Source organism: Paracidovorax valerianellae (genome assembly GCF_900102625.1).
Classification (GTDB): Bacteria; Pseudomonadota; Gammaproteobacteria; order Burkholderiales; family Burkholderiaceae_C; genus Paracidovorax; species Paracidovorax valerianellae.
The window spans coordinates 152,661-166,273 of the sequence record NZ_FMZC01000010.1; the positions used below are offsets into that span (position 1 = coordinate 152,661).

Consider the following 13,613-nt stretch of genomic DNA (forward strand, 5'->3'; position numbering starts at 1 on the left):
GTGGATGCAGCGCAAGGTCCGAGCGCCAGCGCATGTTCCGCGGCGGGATGCGCCGGCTGGTCACTTCGTCAGAAAGTGCCGCCTTGGGTTGGCGCAAAACCGTGGATTTTAGCTTTTTTCGGCCACGAACCCCAGCAGTTGGGTCAACAGATCGTCTTGCGCCAGCAGCCGTGCACGCGCAGCCTGCACGGTTTGGCGCCATTCCTGCAGGGTGGCGGCGTCCAGCGCGGGCAGGGGGCCACCGTGTTCGATGCCGTTCCAGAGCGCATGAAAGCGCCGCAGCGAAGGGGGCGCCTGCAGCCAGTCCAGGAACGCCTGCAGCTTGGCGTGGTGGGCGCCGTCGTCCTGCGGGTAGATGTGCCACACGAACGGCTGGCCCGCCCACAGCGCGCGCACCAGCGAGTCTTCGCCGCGCACGCAGTTGAGGTCGCTCGCCCACAGCATTTCGTCGAAGGCGGGCTGGGCACACGGCGCGAGGTATGAAATTGATAGCAGTCCACCGGCGTATTCATTGCGCTGGAGGCCGATTTTGCTCTGATTTTCCAGCGCCTTCACGGCCGCCGCGGCACGGCCGGGCGTGACCAGCAGAAGGGCATCGGATCGCTGCCGCAACTGGCCCAGCAACTGGGGCAGCGCCGGCGGCTCGTAGCAAAAGAGCGAGACGGCGAGGGCGTCGGCGGCCACGCCCTGCCGGGCACGCCAGCCGGCGCGGTCGAAAGCGCCTTGCCGCGCCATCAAACCCGGCTCGCGCAGCAGGCCGCCGGTGCGTTCGGTGAACCCGGGGTAGAAAAACCACCGCGTGCAGCCCGCGCCGGGGCCGGACATCAAAAGGGACGGCAGGCCGTGGCTGCGCTCCACGTAGCCCTCGGCGCTGAGGTATTCCAGGTTGATCCACAAGCGTTTTCGGCTTCCAGCGCTAGGAGAACTTGCGATGGCAGCTATGAAATCAGGAGCAATCTCGCAACCGAAGGCCTCCACCACCACATCGCCCGGTCCGTCGGGCGGCGCGTGCGTGGGCCAGGGCAGCACCTGCACGCCCGCCGCGCCGTGGGGGGCCATCCAGCCGAGGGCGCTGGCGTCGTCCGTCCACAGGCGCACCGAATGGCCGCGCGCTCCCAGGTCGGCGGCGAGGCGCCAGCAGACGCCGATGTCGCCGTAGTTGTCGATGACCTGGCAGAACAGGTCCCAGCGCAGGGCGTGCGGGCTGGAGCGCGTGGTCGTCATGCTTCGCCCCCGGCCGGCGGCGCACGCAGGTGGTCCACCAGCAGCCGCGCCACGCTGGAGAGCGACTCTTCCGACCGCACGCACAGCGACAGTTGCCGGTGTGCCCACGGTTCGGCAAGGGTCACCGGCCGCAGGGCGAGGGTGCCGAGGTACAGCTGGGCGCTGCCGCGCGGCAGCACGCCCACGCCCAGGCCGGCGGAAACCATGAGGCACAGCGCGTCGTAGCTGGTGACCTGGATGCGCAGCCGCAGCGGCAGGCCCGCCTCGGCCGCGGCGCGCGTCAGCAGGTTGTTGATCGCGCTGCCCGGGTGCACGCCCACGAAGTCGAAGGCGAGCGCATCGGCCAGCCGCACCGCGCGCCGCCGTGCCAGCGGATGGCCCTTGGGCGCGATCAGCACCAGCTCGTCGGTGCGGTAGGGCAGCAGGGTGACGCTCTCGCCATAGCTGCCGTGGTTGAGGATGCCCACGTCCGCCGCGTTCTCGGCCACCGACTGGGCGATGGCGGTGCTGATCTGCTCCTGCAGCCGCACCTGCACCTGGGGGTGCGCTGCCATGAAGGCCGGCAGCTCGGCCGGCAGGAACTGCGTGATGGCAGAAATGTTGGCCACCACGCGCACATGCCCGCGCACGCCGGCCCGGAAGTCCCGCATTTGCAGGCCGATGCCGTCCAGCTCGTTGAGCACGCCACGCGCCATGTTCAGCAGCGCGTAGGCGGCGTCGGTGGGCTCGGTGCCCCGGTTGCTGCGGCTGAACAGCTCCACCTGCAAGGTGCTTTCCAGTTCGGCCAGCCGGCGGCTGGCGGCCGAGGGGGCGATGTGCTCGCGCGCCGCGGCGCGGGCGATGGCGTTTTCTTCCATCACCGCGACGAAAAGGCGCAGGGAGATCGGGTCGAGCTTCATGGGCGCCGATGGTAATGCGCCAGTGCATCGGCCATGCCGGTTTGCGATGGCGGCGTCGCACATCAGGGTTTTGCAGCCGGCGTGCGCCGCGTCATGATCCGCGCCATTCCAAGGAGACACATGACGAACACGACGGAGCCCCAGGCGGCGTCCCCAGCCGCCATAGCCCCGGCCGCCCTGGCAGGCGTGCGGGTGATCGAGATGGGCCAGTTGATCGCCGGGCCGTTCTGCGGGAAGACGCTGGGCGAATTCGGGGCCGATGTGGTGAAGATCGAGGCGCCGGGCGCGGGCGATCCGCTGCGCAACTGGCGCCTGATCAAGGAAGGCACTTCGGTCTGGTGGCAGGTGCAGTCGCGCAACAAGCGCTCGCTGGCGCTGGACCTGCGCCAGGCCGAGGGCCAGGACATCGCGCGCCGGCTCATCGCCGAAGCCGACGTGCTGATCGAGAACTTCCGCCCCGGCACGCTGGAGGGCTGGGGCATGTCGCCGGAGGCGCTGCACGCGCTCAACCCGGGGCTGGTGATCCTTCGCATCTCGGGCTACGGGCAGACCGGCCCTTACCGCGATCTGCCGGGTTTCGGCGTGATCGGCGAGGCCATGGGCGGCCTGCGGCACCTTACGGGCGAGCCGGGCCGGGTGCCGGTGCGGGTGGGCGTGTCCATTGGCGACACGCTGGCGGCGCTGCATGGCGCCATCGGCGTGCTGACGGCGCTCTACCACCGCAAGGTGAACGGCGGCCAGGGCCAGGTGATTGACGTGGCGCTGCACGAGGCAGTGTTCAACGTGATGGAGAGCCTGATCCCCGAATACAGCGCCTTTGGTGCGGTGCGCGATGCGGCGGGCAGTGCGCTGCCGGGCATCGCCCCGTCCAACGCCTACCAGTGCACCGATGGCTGGGTGCTGGTGGCGGGCAATGGCGACAGCATCTTCAAGCGGTTGATGGACACCATCGGCCGGCCCGATCTTGCCGCCGCGCCGGACTTGGGCAGCAACGCCGGGCGCGTGGCCCGCGTGGCCGAGATCGACGCCGCCATCGGTGCCTGGACCGCCCCGCGCACGGTGCAGGACGTGCTGCAGGGGCTGGGCGCGGCGCGCGTGCCGGCCGGCAAGGTGTACACGGCGCAGGACATCGCCGAAGACCCGCACTACCGCGCCCGCGACATGCTGCTGCCGCAGGCCACGCGCGATGGCTATTCGGTCGAGGTGCCGGGCATCGTGCCCAAGCTGTCGGGCACGCCGGGCACGATCCGCTCCAGCGCGCCGCACCTGGGGGACGACACCGATGCGGTGCTGGCCGAGGCGGGACTCACGGCTGAACAGATCGCGCTGCTGCGCAGCAAAGGAGTGATCCAATGAACCCGATCGAAAACCGGCCACGGCCCGGCGCGTGGCATGGCAACGGCCGGCGCATCCACCTGCAGGAGGTGGGCACGCGCGATGGCCTGCAGATGGAACAGGCCTTCGTGCCCACGGCGGACAAGATCGCGTTGGTGAACGCGCTGTCGGACGCGGGCCTGTCGAAGATCGAGGTGACGGCCTTCGTTTCGCCCACGGCGATTCCCGCGCTGCGCGATGCGGAGATCGTCATGCGCGAGATCGCGCGGCGGCCCGGCACGGTGTACAGCGCGCTGGTGCCCAACGTGCGGGGCGCCGAGCGCGCCATCGAGGCACGCACCGACGAGCTGAACCTGGTCATGTCGGTGAGCGAAACGCACAACCTGGCCAACCTGCGCATGGGGCGCGAGCAATCGTTCGCCGCGCTGGCGCAAGTGGTGGCCACAGCCCAGGCCGCGGGCGTGGCGGTGAACGTGTCGCTGTCCTGCGTGTTCGGCTGCCCCATGGAAGGCGATGTGGCACAGGAGGCGGTTTTCGGCTGGGTGCAGCGCTTCGCCGATTTGGGCGTGCGCGGCATCACGCTGTGCGACACGACCGGCATGGCCTACCCGACGCAGGTGGCACAGCTCACGGCCGCTGCCCGCGCGCGCTGGCCGGGGGCGGATTTCACCCTGCATTTCCACAACACGCGCGGCATGGGCCTGGCGAACGTGCTGGCGGCCATCGACGCGGGGGCGGACCGGTTCGATGCGTCGCTGGGGGGCTTGGGCGGTTGCCCGTATGCGCCCGGTGCTTCTGGCAATGTGTGCAGCGAAGAGATCGCGCACGCGCTGCAGCTCATGGGCTACGACACGGGTGTGGACTTGCCGGCACTGATCGCCGCGGCCGGGCGGCTGCCTGCCCTGATCGGCCACGACATTCCGAGCCAGATCGTGAAGGCCGGGCGCCGGCTCGACCTGCATCCGGTGCCGGACGGCTTCGAGGCGATCCGCGAGCGGGCCCTGGCGCGCGCCGCGCCCTGAGCGACAGGTCCGCGGCCGCACCGCACCGCAGAGCACAGCAGAGCACAGCAGAGCACAGCAGAGCAGAGCAGAGCAGAGCAAACCACGACAACAAAAGACGAAGGAGACAAGCGCCATGCCCATTCCATCCATTTCACGACGTACCGCGCTGGCTGCACTGGCGGCATCGCTGTGCGGCGCCGCAGGCACTGCCGCGGCGCAGGCCGGCTACCCCAGCCGTGCCATCACCCTCGTGGTGCCGCAGCAGGCCGGCGGCGCGAACGACGCCATCGCGCGCGTGGTGGCGCAAAAGCTGTCGGAACAACTCGGGCAGCCGGTGGTGGTGGACAACCGCCCCGGCGCTGGCGGCAACGTGGGCACGGCAGCAGCCGCCAAGGCCAAGCCGGATGGCTACACGCTGCTGCTGACGGCCGACAGCGCACAGGTCATCAATCCCTGGCTGTACCAGCACACGGGGTTCGATCCGGTGAAGGATTTTGAACCGGTGGCACCGCTGGCCACGGCCGGCTACGTGCTGGTGGCGAACCCTGCGTTTCCCGCGTCCAACGTGGCTGAACTGGTGGCCCTGGCCAAGGCGCGGCCCGGCCATTACGCCATCGCCTCGGCGGGCAACGGCACGCTCAACCACCTGATCGGCGAGATGCTGCAAAAGACCGCCGGCATTTCGCTGCAGCACGTGCCGTACAAGGGCTCCGCTATGGCGGCCACCGATGTGGTGGGCGGGCAGGTGCCGCTGTCGGTGCAAAGCCTGCCGTCGTCCATCGCGTTCATCAAGGCGGGCAAGCTGAAGGTGCTGGGCGTGGTCAACACGCAGCGCGTGGCGGCCTTGCCGGACGCGCCCACCATCGGCGAAACGCTGTCGGGCTTCGGCCAGACGCCGTGGTACGGGCTCTTCGCGCCTGCGGGCACCCCGGCCGCCGTGGTGGCGCGGCTGCAGGCCGAAGTGGCCAAGGCGCTGGACCACAAAGACGTGGCCGACCGGCTGGCCGCCGTGGGCTGCGAGCCCTACAAGGGCACCTCGGCCCAACTGGCTGCGCTGGTGCGCGACGACCTGGCGCGCTGGGGCCGGGCGGTGAAAGACACCGGCGCCAAGATCGATTGACGGCAGCGTGCGCCCTACCAGTGCAGGCGCATGGATTGAAGTGATTTCCCCCAAGTATTTCTAAAACCTAAGGAGACAGTGCATGGCACAGACAAACCAGACGATCCAATCCCTCTCCCTGACCAGGGCCGACCGTGTGGTCGCGGCCCTGGCGCAATCCGTGCTGGCCGCCGCGCTGGTCACGGCGTTCGCCGGCACGGCCTGGGCGCAGGGCAGCGGCTATCCGGCCAAGCCCGTCACCCTCGTCGTGCCCACGGCCGCCGGGGGTACGACGGACCTGTCCGCACGCATGCTGGCGCAGGCGCTCGGCCCGGTGCTGGGCCAATCGGTGGTGGTGGACAACAAGGGCGGCGGCAACGGCAACATCGCTGCCGCCGCCGTGAAGCGGGCCGAGCCGGACGGCTACACGTTGCTGATGCAGTACTCTGGCTACCACGTGATTTCGCCATTGCTCACCCGGCAAAAGCAGTGGGAGCCCAACGACTTCCAGCCGATTGCGAACGTGCTGTCGGCGCCGCAGATCATCGTGGTGCGCGACGGCCTGCCGGTGAAGACACTGGCCGAATTGATCGCCTACGCCAAGGACCACCCGGGCAAGCTCAACTACGCCTCGTCGGGCAACGGGTCGCTGCAGCATGTGACCGGCGCCATGCTGGAGCAGCAGGGCGGCGTGAAGATGGTGCATGTGCCTTACAAGGGCACCGGCCCCGCGCTGCAGGACCTGCTGGGCGGCCAGGTGGACCTGACCTTCGGCACCGCGCCACCGTTCATGCCGCACATCCAGGCAGGCAAGCTGCGGGTGCTGGCGGTCACCGGCAAGGAGCGCCTGGCCAGCCTGCCGAACGTGCCCACCACGGCCGAGGCGGGCTACCCCAAGGTGGATGCCACCTCGTGGTTCGCGCTGTTCGCCCCGGCCAATGTGCCGAAGGCGGTGGTCGACAAGCTGGTGGCCGACGTGCGCACCGTCGTGCAGAACCCCGCCTTCCAGCAAAAGGCGCAGGAGCAGGGCGCCACGGCCGATTACCAGGGACCCCAGCCGCTCGCCGAACGGGTGAAGGCCGATCTGGCCAACTGGGCGCAGGTGGTGAAGGCTTCGAAGATCGAGGCGGATTGATCGGCCTTTGAGCGGCCCGCCGAGTCGGCCACCCCGGCACCTGATGAAAAGCCCTGCGCACCTTGCGCAGGGCTTTTTTCGTTGGGCCGACCGCTGTGTCGACCATGGGGCTGCTGCGACTTCCAGACGGGATGGCCGGGCGGGGCGCCCTGCGATGGTTTTATAAAAATTCTTTGAATGATTGAATTTTTTCTTTAATATGACACCGTTGTAAATTTTTGATCAAAACACGCAGTCTTCTTTTCGAGCCCCCGAAACCTTCATGTCCGCCATTCCCGAACCGAGCACCGAAGCCGCGACCATCGCCATCCGCATTGGCCGGGTGCGGCCCACGCTCACGCGGTCGCACCAGCAGATGGCCGACTACGTGCTGGCCCACCCGCTGCAAGCGGCGACCATGCCGATCGACGAGCTGGCGGCGGCAGTGGGGGTTTCCATCGCTACCGCCAACCGTTTCGCGCGGGCCATCGGGCTGGATGGCTACCCCATGCTGCGGGCCGAGCTGGTGCGCGGGTTCGAAGCCATGCTGGCGCCCATCGAGAAGATGCGCATCAAGCTGGAAAAGCCCAGCAGCATCGGCGACGTGTTCGCCGCCGCGCTGGAAGAAAGCCAGCGAAACATCGCCGCCACGCGCGAGGCGCTCGACCCTGCCGCCTGCGAAGCGGCGGTGCAGGCCATCGTCGGGGCGCGGCGCATCTACCTGGCCGGTTTCGGCGCCAGCGGCTGGCTGGCCGGGCTGCTCCAGCGCGGGCTGGACGCGCATTGCGATGGCGTGCACCTGCTGGCCGGCGTGGCCGGCGCTTCCTACGGCGCGCGGATGCTGCCCCGCATGGGCGAGGAAGACCTGTTCATCGCCATCAGCTACCCCCGCTACCTGACCGACACGGTGGTGCTGGCGCATGGTGCTTACGAGCGCGGCGTGAAGGTGCTGGCGCTGACTGACGGCCTGCATTCGCCCCTTGTGCCTTTCGCCCATTGGTGTCTGTTCGCGCAGACCGAAAACCAGTACGCCGCCAATTCCGAATCGTCGGCGCTGGCCATGATCGAAGCGCTCACCAGCGCGGTGGCACACCAGGCCAAGGAGTCGGTGAAGACCGCTGCGCGCATGACCGAGGCCGTGCTGCCGTGGCTGCACGACAGCTCCCGCACGCGCCTGGCACCCCGCTCGGCCGATGCCGCCGGCAAAAAGGGCGATGCCAAGGCAACCGGCCGCGGCTAGGGCCGCTCTGGTTCCTGTCGATCCGTCATCGCCTTCATTGCATCCATCGCCTGGTTCCGACCTTTTTCGTTGACCGACCCCATCTGCCCATGACTGTTTTTCCGTCCCCCTCCGGCGCACCCATTCCCGTGATCGCCATCCACGGCGGTGCCGGCACCTTGAGCCGCGCACAGATCGATGCGCAGCAGGAGTGGGCCTATCACGGCGTGCTGCAGGACGTGCTGCGTGCCGGCCAGGCCGTGCTGGCGAAGGGCGGTTCGGCGGGCGAGGCGGTGTGTGTCGCCGTGCAGTTGCTGGAGGACTGCCCGCTGTTCAATGCCGGTCATGGCGCGGTGTTCACCGCCGACGCGACGCATGAACTCGACGCCGCGCTGATGGAAGGCGCCACGCTGGCAGCCGGCGCCGTGGCGGGCCTGCGCCACGTGCGCAACCCCATCCTCGCGGCCCGTGCCGTGCTGCGGCAGGGCCAGCACGTGCTGATGGCGGGCGAGGGGGCCGAGCTTCTGGCGCGCGAAGCGGGCCTTGCGATGGTCGATGCCAGCTACTTTTCGACCGATGCGCGGCGCGCCCAGTTGCTGGCCGCGCAGGCCCGCCAGTCGGGTGCGGTGCTGGACCACGACGGCGCTGCCGCGCTGGCCGGCCTGTCGGGCCGCGCGCTGGACGAGGACCGCAAGATGGGCACCGTGGGCGCCGTGGCGCTGGACTCTCAGGGCCATCTCGCCGCGGCCACCTCGACCGGCGGCATGACCAACAAGCGCCCAGGCCGCGTGGGCGACAGCCCGCTCATCGGCGCAGGCACCTATGCCGACGACCGCACGGCCGCAGTGTCTTGCACGGGCCATGGCGAAGCGTTCATCCGCGTGAGCGCCGCGCACGATATCTGTGCCCGCATGGCCTACGGCGGCGCCTCGCTGCAGGCGGCCGCCGACGCCGTGGTGCATGGCGCATTGCCAGCGGTCGGCGGCACCGGCGGGCTGATCGCGGTGGATCGCCACGGCAACGTGTGCCTGCCCTTCAATACCGAAGGCATGTACCGCGGCCTGGCCCGCGTGGGCCAGGCGGCCGAATCCTTCATCTTCCGCGCATCCGGTGCCTGACGGCCCGCGGCTGGCGGATCGACCGAACGACTGATCGAATTTCTTTTTCTTGTGCTGCCATGACACCAACCCCTTCGAGCGCGACACCGTCCCTTGCCCTGCCGGAGCAGCGCGTGCTGGCCGTGGACGATCTGACGATCCGCTTTGCCAATTCGGAGCGCACCGTGGACGCCGTGCGCAACCTTTCCTTCCACGTAGACCGGGGCGAGACGCTGGCCATCGTGGGCGAATCGGGCTCGGGCAAGTCGGTCACTTCGCTGGCGCTGATGCGCCTGGTGGAGCATGGCGGCGGAAAGATCCTGAACGGATCGATCGCACTGCGGCGCAGCAACGGACAGGTACTGGACATGGTGCGGGCCGGCAATGCCACGCTGCAGTCGGTGCGCGGCGCCGACGTGGCCATGATCTTTCAGGAGCCGATGACCTCGCTCAACCCCGTGTTCACGGCGGGCGAGCAGATCGCGGAATCCATCCGCTACCACCAGGGCAAGGACCGGGCGGCGGCCCGCGCCGAGGCGCTGCGCATGCTGGAACTGGTGCGCATTCCTGAAGCGCGCAATGTGCTCGATCGCTTTCCGCACCAGTTGTCGGGCGGCATGCGCCAGCGCGTGATGATCGCCATGGCGCTGTCGTGCAAGCCGCAACTGTTGATCGCCGACGAGCCCACCACCGCGCTGGACGTGACGATCCAGGCGCAGATCCTTCAGTTGATCCGCCAGTTGCAGGACGAGATGCGCATGGGCGTGATCTTCATCACCCACGACATGGGCGTGGTGGCCGAAGTGGCCGACCGCGTGCTCGTGATGTACCGTGGAGACAAGGTGGAAGAGGGGCCGTCGACGCAGATCTTCGCGGCCCCGCAGCATCCCTATACCCGGGCGCTGCTGTCGGCCGTGCCCAAGCTGGGCGCCATGCAAGGCACCGACCTGCCGCGCCATTTCGAGCTGCTGCGCCCCGATGGCGATGCGGCAACGGCGGCGGCGGTGGCCGTGCAGTCCACGCCCGTGGACACCCGCCCGGCGGGCGCCCAGCCCATCCTGCGGGTGAAAGACCTGGTGACGCGCTTCGATCTGCGCTCGGGGCTGTTCAACAAGGTCAAGCGCCGCGTGCACGCCGTCGAAAAGGTGAGTTTCGACCTGTATCCCGGCGAAACGCTGGCGCTGGTGGGTGAATCCGGCTGCGGAAAATCCACCACCGGGCGGTCGCTGCTGCGGCTGGTGGACAGCCAGAGCGGCGCCATCGAGTTCGGCGGCCGCAACATTCTCGATCTGCCCACGAGCGAGGTGCAGGCGCTGCGCCGCGACATCCAGTTCATCTTCCAGGACCCGTTCGCATCGCTGGACCCACGCCTGACCGTGGGCTTTTCGATCATGGAGCCGCTGCTGGTGCACAAGGTGGCCAGCGGCCGCGAAGCGCAGGAGCGCGTGGACTGGCTGCTGGAAAAGGTGGGCCTGCCGCGCGACTACGCACAGCGCTATCCGCACGAGTTCTCGGGTGGCCAGCGCCAGCGCATCGCCATTGCACGGGCGTTGGCGCTCAACCCCAAGGTGGTGGTGGCGGACGAATCGGTGTCGGCGCTGGATGTGTCGATCCAGGCGCAGATCGTCAACCTCATGCTGGACCTGCAGCGCGAACTGGGCGTGGCCTTCCTTTTCATCTCGCACGACATGGCGGTAGTGGAGCGCATCAGCCACCGTGTGGCCGTGATGTTCCTGGGCCAGATCGTGGAGATCGGCCCGCGCCGCGCGATTTTCGAGAACCCGCAACACGCCTACACGAAGAAGCTGATGACCGCCGTGCCGATCGCCGACCCGGCGCGCCGGCACCTGAAGCGCGCTCTGCTGGAGGGGGACATCCCCAGCCCCATCCGCGCGGTGGGCGACGAGCCTGTGGTCCTGCCGATGGTGCAGGTAGGCCCTGGCCATTTCGTGGCGGCGCAAGGGGGTTGATGTTTCAAGCCAAATCGACATCCAGCGCTTGTCTGACAAGCGAAAGCAGCTATCAATTTTGAAAATTCCCGACCTTTTTCACACCGGAGTTCAACCATGAAGAAAGCTTCCACCCGCCGCATCGCCTTCAGCCTGCTGGCCCTTGCCATGTCCGGCTCCGCGCTGGCCGCCGGCAACGCCGTGCTGGCCATCTACCAACAGCCCGAGACGCTCGACCCCTACAACACCAACACGACCATCACCACGGCCGTGACCAAGAGCTTCTACGAAGGCCTCTTCGCGTTCGACAAGGACATGAAGGTCAAGAACGTCCTGGCCGAGAGCTACGAAGTGTCGAACGATGGCCTCGTCTATACCTTCAAGCTGCGCGCGGGCGTCAAGTTCCATGACGGCACCGACTTCAACGCCGCCGCGGCCAAGGCCACCCTCGACCGCGTGATGAACCCCGAGAACCGGCTGCTGCGTGCCAACCAGTTCAACCGCGTCGCCAAGGTCGAGGCCGTGAACCCGACCACGCTGCGCATCACGCTCAAGGAGCCCTTCGGCCCCTTCATCAACGCGCTGGCCCACGCCTCTGCCGCGATGATCTCGCCCGCCGCGCTGGCGAAGTGGGGCAACAAGGACATCGCCTTCCACCCCGTGGGCACGGGCCCGTTCGAGTTCGTCGAATGGAAGCAGACCGAGGCCATCGTGGGCAAGAAGTTCGCGGGCTACTGGAAGAAGGGCTACCCCAAGGTCGATCAGGTGACCTGGAAGCCCGTGATCGAGAACAACACCCGCGCCGCCATGCTGCAGACGGGCGAGGCCGACTTTGCCTTCACGCTGCCCTATGAGCAGATCGCCACGCTCAAGAAGAGCGACAAGATCACGGTGGTGTCCGCGCCGTCGATCATCCAGCGCTTCCTGACCTTCAACATGCTGCAAAAGCCGTATGACAACCCCAAGGTGCGCGAAGCCATCGGCTACGCCATCAACAAGGAAGCGCTGGCCAAGGTGGCCTTCAACGGCCACGCTTTCCCGGCCCAGGGCTTCGTGCCGCAGGGCGTGGAATACGCGGTGAAGATGCAGCCCATTCCCTACAACGTGGCCAAGGCCAAGGAACTGCTGAAGGAAGCGGGCTACCCCAACGGTTTCGAGTCCGTGCTGTGGAGCGGCTACAACAACACCACCAGCCAGAAGGTGATCCAGTTCATCCAGCAGCAGTTGCAGCAAGTCGGCATCAAGGTGTCGGTGCAAGCGCTGGAGCCCGGCCAGCGGGCCGAGCAGGTGGATTCCTGGCCCGATCCGAAGACCGCGAAGGTGCGCCTGTACTACATCGGCTGGTCGTCTTCCACCGGTGAGGCCGACTGGGCGCTGCGTCCCCTGTTCTCCACGGAGTCCTGGGCGCCGAAGCTGGCGAACTACGCCTTCTACAGCAACCCCGTGGTGGACGAGTCCATCGCCAAGGCGCTGCTGACCACCAACGGAACCGAGCGTGCCGCGCTCTACAAGACGGCGCAAGAGCAACTTGCCAAGGACCTGCCGCGCATCCCGCTGGTGACTGAAGACGTTCTCTACGCCCACGCCAAGCGCCTGTCCGGTGTGCACGTGATGCCTGACGGCAACATCAACAGCGACGAGATCGACCTGAAATAACAGGTCAAGGCAGCCCCGCGCGCTTGTCTGGCGCGCGCGGGCTGCTCTTAGTTTTCATCAAAAACACATCGCTGCGCCCGCAGCGCCGCACCCATGCTGAACTACTTTCTCAAACGACTGCTGGGACTCTTACCCACGCTGCTGATCGTGGCCGTGCTGGTGTTCCTGTTCGTCCACATGCTGCCCGGCGACCCCGCGCGCCTGGCGGCGGGACAGGACGCCGACGAGGCCACCATCGCGATGGTGCGCCACGACCTGGGGCTGGACAGGCCGCTGCCCGAGCAGTTCGTGCACTTCTTCACGCGCATGGTGCAAGGCGACTTCGGCAAGTCCATCCGCACCGGCCGCACGGTGGCGGCCGAGATCAGCGAGCGCTTTTTGCCCACGCTGGCGCTCACGGTCACCAGCATGGTCTGGTCGGTCATCTTCGGCATGGGCATCGGCATCATCTCGGCCGTGTATCGCAACCAATGGCCCGACCGCCTTGGCATGACGCTGGCGGTGTCGGGCATCTCGTTTCCGGCCTTCGCCCTGGGCATGACGCTCATGCAGGTGTTCTCGGTGCAACTGGGCTGGCTGCCGACCGTGGGCGCATCGAGCTGGCAGCACTACGTGCTGCCGTCCATCACGCTGGGCGCCGCCGTCGCCGCGGTAATGGCCCGCTTCACCCGCGCCTCGTTCGTCGAGGTTGTGCAGGAAGACTTCGTGCGCACGGCGCGCGCCAAGGGCCTCAACGAGCGCCTCGTGATCCTCAAGCATTGCCTGCGCAATGCGCTGATTCCCGTCATCACCATGATGGGCCTGCAGTTCGGTTTTCTGCTGGGCGGCTCCATCGTGGTGGAGGCCGTCTTCAACTGGCCTGGCCTCGGCCGCCTGCTGGTGGACGCCGTGACCATGCGCGACTACCCCGTCATCCAGACACTGGTGCTGCTGTTCTCGCTGGAGTTCATCCTCATCAATCTGGTGGTGGACATGCTCTACGGCTTCATCAATCCCACCATTCGCTACAAGTGACCC

The 13,613-nt window shown here is 67.7% G+C and carries 11 protein-coding genes; 9 read left to right on the plus strand and 2 right to left on the minus strand.

Annotation, left to right across the window (positions count from 1 at the left end; all coding sequences use genetic code 11):
* Positions 1 to 108: 108 nt before the first annotated feature.
* Entirely contained in the window at positions 109 to 1,224 is a 1,116-nt protein-coding gene (earP, locus tag BLT03_RS15905) for an elongation factor P maturation arginine rhamnosyltransferase EarP (RefSeq protein WP_092744735.1), read from the minus strand.
* The gene (locus BLT03_RS15910) at positions 1,221 to 2,123 is read right to left on the minus strand and encodes a LysR family transcriptional regulator (RefSeq protein WP_092744736.1); all 903 of its coding nucleotides are present in this window, start codon (positions 2,121 to 2,123) and stop codon (positions 1,221 to 1,223) included. The genes earP and BLT03_RS15910 overlap by 4 nt, the downstream gene beginning before the upstream one ends.
* A 120-nt stretch (positions 2,124 to 2,243) precedes the next feature.
* Between BLT03_RS15910 and BLT03_RS15915 the strand changes: the two genes are divergently transcribed.
* The 9 genes from BLT03_RS15915 to gsiC all read left to right on the plus strand — a co-directional run bounded on the left by BLT03_RS15915 (position 2,244) and on the right by gsiC (position 13,610).
* Positions 2,244 to 3,479, plus strand: a complete 1,236-nt coding sequence (locus tag BLT03_RS15915; protein WP_092744737.1) for a CaiB/BaiF CoA transferase family protein — start codon at positions 2,244 to 2,246, stop codon at positions 3,477 to 3,479.
* Positions 3,476 to 4,480 carry a hydroxymethylglutaryl-CoA lyase gene (locus tag BLT03_RS15920; RefSeq protein WP_092744738.1) on the plus strand — a complete coding sequence of 335 codons (1,005 nt, stop codon included), beginning with the start codon at positions 3,476 to 3,478 and terminating at the stop codon, positions 4,478 to 4,480. The genes BLT03_RS15915 and BLT03_RS15920 overlap by 4 nt, the downstream gene beginning before the upstream one ends.
* Before the next feature lie 115 nt (positions 4,481 to 4,595).
* Positions 4,596 to 5,582, plus strand: a complete 987-nt coding sequence (locus BLT03_RS15925; protein ID WP_092744739.1) for a Bug family tripartite tricarboxylate transporter substrate binding protein — start codon at positions 4,596 to 4,598, stop codon at positions 5,580 to 5,582.
* An 82-nt stretch (positions 5,583 to 5,664) separates the two neighbouring features.
* Positions 5,665 to 6,696 carry a Bug family tripartite tricarboxylate transporter substrate binding protein gene (locus tag BLT03_RS15930; RefSeq protein WP_245711424.1) on the plus strand — a complete coding sequence of 344 codons (1,032 nt, stop codon included), beginning with the start codon at positions 5,665 to 5,667 and terminating at the stop codon, positions 6,694 to 6,696.
* Positions 6,697 to 6,958: 262 nt separating this feature from the next.
* The gene (locus tag BLT03_RS15935) at positions 6,959 to 7,915 is read left to right on the plus strand and encodes a MurR/RpiR family transcriptional regulator (protein ID WP_092744740.1); all 957 of its coding nucleotides are present in this window, start codon (positions 6,959 to 6,961) and stop codon (positions 7,913 to 7,915) included.
* A gap of 89 nt (positions 7,916 to 8,004) precedes the next feature.
* Positions 8,005 to 9,012 (plus strand): isoaspartyl peptidase/L-asparaginase family protein, encoded by a 1,008-nt coding sequence (locus BLT03_RS15940; protein WP_092744741.1) that lies wholly within the window; start codon positions 8,005 to 8,007, stop codon positions 9,010 to 9,012.
* A gap of 59 nt (positions 9,013 to 9,071) precedes the next feature.
* Positions 9,072 to 10,961, plus strand: coding sequence for a dipeptide ABC transporter ATP-binding protein (locus BLT03_RS15945; RefSeq protein WP_092744742.1), 1,890 nt, complete (start codon positions 9,072 to 9,074; stop codon positions 10,959 to 10,961).
* Between the two features lie 96 nt (positions 10,962 to 11,057).
* Positions 11,058 to 12,596, plus strand: coding sequence for a glutathione ABC transporter substrate-binding protein GsiB (gene gsiB / locus BLT03_RS15950; RefSeq protein WP_092744743.1), 1,539 nt, complete (start codon positions 11,058 to 11,060; stop codon positions 12,594 to 12,596).
* Between the two features lie 93 nt (positions 12,597 to 12,689).
* A complete protein-coding gene (gsiC, locus tag BLT03_RS15955) occupies positions 12,690 to 13,610 on the plus strand; it encodes a glutathione ABC transporter permease GsiC (protein ID WP_092744744.1) in 921 nt (306 codons plus the stop codon).
* The last annotated feature ends 3 nt before the right edge of the window (positions 13,611 to 13,613 follow it).

Excerpts from the sequence above, each read along its gene's own strand:
- earP (WP_092744735.1), bottom strand. The coding sequence starts at position 1,224 with ATGACGACCACGCGCTCCAGCCCGCACGCCCTGCGCTGGGACCTGTTC.
- BLT03_RS15910 (WP_092744736.1), bottom strand. The coding sequence starts at position 2,123 with ATGAAGCTCGACCCGATCTCCCTGCGCCTTTTCGTCGCGGTGATGGAA.
- BLT03_RS15915 (WP_092744737.1), top strand. The coding sequence starts at position 2,244 with ATGACGAACACGACGGAGCCCCAGGCGGCGTCCCCAGCCGCCATAGCC.
- BLT03_RS15920 (WP_092744738.1), top strand. The coding sequence starts at position 3,476 with ATGAACCCGATCGAAAACCGGCCACGGCCCGGCGCGTGGCATGGCAAC.
- BLT03_RS15925 (WP_092744739.1), top strand. The coding sequence starts at position 4,596 with ATGCCCATTCCATCCATTTCACGACGTACCGCGCTGGCTGCACTGGCG.
- BLT03_RS15930 (WP_245711424.1), top strand. The coding sequence starts at position 5,665 with ATGGCACAGACAAACCAGACGATCCAATCCCTCTCCCTGACCAGGGCC.
- BLT03_RS15935 (WP_092744740.1), top strand. The coding sequence starts at position 6,959 with ATGTCCGCCATTCCCGAACCGAGCACCGAAGCCGCGACCATCGCCATC.
- BLT03_RS15940 (WP_092744741.1), top strand. The coding sequence starts at position 8,005 with ATGACTGTTTTTCCGTCCCCCTCCGGCGCACCCATTCCCGTGATCGCC.
- BLT03_RS15945 (WP_092744742.1), top strand. The coding sequence starts at position 9,072 with ATGACACCAACCCCTTCGAGCGCGACACCGTCCCTTGCCCTGCCGGAG.
- gsiB (WP_092744743.1), top strand. The coding sequence starts at position 11,058 with ATGAAGAAAGCTTCCACCCGCCGCATCGCCTTCAGCCTGCTGGCCCTT.
- gsiC (WP_092744744.1), top strand. The coding sequence starts at position 12,690 with ATGCTGAACTACTTTCTCAAACGACTGCTGGGACTCTTACCCACGCTG.